This window comes from Streptomyces sp. SID14436, assembly GCF_010548465.1.
Taxonomy (GTDB): Bacteria; Actinomycetota; Actinomycetes; order Streptomycetales; family Streptomycetaceae; genus Streptomyces.
Map to the genome: position 1 here is coordinate 1 of NZ_JAAGMD010000605.1, position 2,802 is coordinate 2,802.

General features: G+C 72.4%; 3 protein-coding genes. 2 read left to right on the forward strand and 1 reads right to left on the reverse strand.

Annotation, left to right across the window (positions count from 1 at the left end):
- Nucleotides 1–269: 269 nt before the first annotated feature.
- Complete coding sequence (locus tag G3I53_RS21525) at nt 270–1,802, reverse strand: DUF4331 domain-containing protein (protein WP_164337728.1); 1,533 nt, start codon at nt 1,800–1,802, stop codon at nt 270–272.
- Between the two features lie 249 nt (nt 1,803–2,051).
- On the opposite strand from G3I53_RS21525, the gene G3I53_RS21530 reads away from it, so the two are divergent.
- A complete protein-coding gene (locus G3I53_RS21530; RefSeq protein ID WP_164337729.1) occupies nt 2,052–2,594 on the forward strand; it encodes a sigma-70 family RNA polymerase sigma factor in 543 nt (180 codons plus the stop codon).
- The coding region (locus G3I53_RS21535; RefSeq protein ID WP_203617313.1) for a zf-HC2 domain-containing protein at nt 2,591–2,802 on the forward strand (212 nt) is incomplete at its 3' end. The genes G3I53_RS21530 and G3I53_RS21535, both read left to right, overlap by 4 nt.

Below are 2,802 nucleotides of genomic sequence, written 5' to 3' on the forward strand. Positions count from 1 at the left end.
CAAGCCGTCGGCCCCGGGGCCGGGCCCCGGCGTCGGCTCCGGAGCGGGGCCGGCGTCCGGCGTGCTCCCGTTCATGCCCTTCCCGCCGGGCCGGCCGGCGGCGGGGTGCGGGGTGTTGTCGTTCGTTGCCGGAGGCATGCCTCTCCTCGGTCGTGCGTCACCCGCTCGGGTGCCGGAGTCGGCGGCGCGGCCCGTGCCGCAGGGGATGGGAGGGGACGGGCCGCGCCTGTCGGTGGGGCGGGGGAGTGGTCCCGGCCGCCCGGGGCGGGTCAGTACGCCCGGCCGCGCATCCGGCGCCACCACATCAGGGCCACGCCGATCAGCAGGATGCCGCCGGCGCCCGCACCCGCGGAGGCGGCGATCAGGGTGGTGTCGTCGGAACCCGCGGCGCCCGCCGGGCGCAGGGCGTCACCGAGCTGGTTGCGGACGTCGTTGCCGCTGTCCACGCCCTTCGCGAGCGGGCCGCGCGAGCCCTCCGTCGGGTTCGCCAGGTAGGGGAAGGTGTCGCCGAACTCCTTGTCGTTGGCGTCGACCGCGTCCCCCAGGTCGTTCTTCGCGCCGACGAGTTCGCCCTCGACGACCTGGAGCGAGGCGTCGATCACGTCGTCCGTCAGCCGCCGCCCGTTGGGGAAGCCCGCGTTGTCGCCGTCCAGGACGCCCAGCCGCTTCGGCTTCGCGGCGGGCTCGACCGACGTGTTGAGGCGCAGCATCTCCGACGGCGTCACGTGCGGCGGCCGGTTCAGCCCCTCCACGCCCTTGAGGAACACGTCGACGAGGTCGTCGCGCGGCTCGGCGGGGGCCTCGATCTTGTAGATCCCCTCGATCAGCTTCGGCAGTTCGGGTTCGGTGACGTTCTTCAGGAACTGCGCGTCGTCCCACGGCCCCGACGCGTTGAAGGTGTCCTTGTCCTTCAGGGGGTTGACGACCTCGTTGACCAGCGGGCTGCCCAGCCGGGACACCTGGACGAAGTCCCCGGCGGCGTTCTTGCGCTGGGTGGTCGACCAGACGCCGACGACGGGCTGGTCCGCCGACTCGGTGATCATGTCGGTGGGTACCTGGAGCGCCAGGGAGTTGACGTTGTAGCCCTTGAGGGTGTCGTTGCCGACCTCGGAGAGGTTCCCGCCGTACAGCAGGTCGAAGACGCGCAGGTCGAGGAAGAAGGGGTCGTCGGCCTGACCGGCGAACGTCGTCGCCCCGCCCGCCAGTTCGTGGACGGCCTCCTTGCGCAGGGCGTCGTAGTCCGGCATGGACGCCTTGCCGACGTTCGACGGCGCGACCGGCACGTCGTCGGCGATCTTCGTGCGGGACACGGGGTGCTGGTTCTTCAGCTTCAGCAGCTCGATGTCGTACGTCTGCGTGATGTTGAGATCCTGGTCGTCGAGGCTGGTGACCGGGCCGGTGTTGTAGAGGAACGACTTGTCGTTCTTCGTGTGGGTCGTGAACGTGTAGCGGAACAGCAGTTCGCCCTGCGCGTCCCCGTTGTTGTCGATGTGGATGTCGTACTGGGCGTCCTCGGCGAACGTGAAGAAGTTCGGCCCGCCGGCCGGTTCCTCGAACGGGATCCAGTTGGCGATGACCGTGGTGGTGTCCGGCTTGTCGGGGCTGACGAAGGCGTACAGGTCCGTGTTGTCGTACTGCGGGGTGCCCGAGATCAGCGGGGCCTCGCGGTGACTGGAGGCGCCGGCCGGCCGCGGTTGCAGGGTGGTCGCCCCGGCGGCGGCGAGCCCGCCGGCGGCCAGTGCGCCACAGATCAGGGTCGCGAGTCCCCTGCGTCCCGCGGCGGTGCTCGAGATAGGTGTCATGCCGTCCGTCCTCCGTGCCGACTTGCCTCTGACGCAACGGAATTCGGAGCGGTGGCGGGAGCGGATTGGTCGGGTTTCCACGAGACCTGCCCGGGCCGATGCCGTCCGGCCGGACCGGCCGTAGGATTTCTCGCCGCCCGACCCGCGTTTTCGGCCCGGTGATCCGTAGTTCCCATCCGGAGGCGCGCTCGCTGCGAACGCCTCGTGCGGCAGGGTGGCCCGGCGGGGCCCGGGAGAGGGGGGTGGCTGTTGGAGGCGGACGAGCTTCTGGTGCGCGTGGCGGGAGGCGACCAGAAGGCATTCGAGGACCTGTACGGGCTGGTGTCCGGGCCGGTGTTCGGACTGGTGCGGCGCGTGGTGCGCGACCCCGCCCAGTCCGAGGAGGTGGCCCAGGAGGTGCTGCTCGAACTGTGGCGGTCCGCCGCGCGGTTCGACCCCGCCCGGGGCAGCGCGCTGTCCTGGGTCCTCACCCTGGCCCACCGCCGCGCCGTCGACCGGGTGCGCAGCGCCCGCGCCGCGGGGGAACGCGAGGAGCGGGAGGCCCGGCGCGGCAACGGCCCCGCCTTCGACCAGGTCGCCGAGGAGGTGGAGGCCGGCCTCGAACGCGAGTGGGTGCGGCGCTGCCTGGACCGGCTGACCGCCCTCCAGCGGCAGTCGGTCACCCTCGCCTACTACGACGGCTACACCTACCGTGAGGTGGCGGAGCGGCTCTCGCTGCCACTGGGCACGGTCAAGACCCGTATGCGCGACGGTCTGACCCGGCTGCGCGACTGCCTGGGAGGCGCCGTATGAGCCTGTTCGACCGGCTGGGGCGCCGCGGCGACGTGCACTCGCTGGCCGCTCCCTACGCGCTCGACGCCCTGGAGCCCGCGGAACGGGTCCGCTTCGAACGGCACCTGCGCACCTGCGGGCGCTGCCGGGCCGAGGTGCGCGACCTCGCCGAGGACGCCGTCCGCCTCGCCTGGTCCACCGCCGCCCCGCCGCCGGCCGCCCTGCGCGA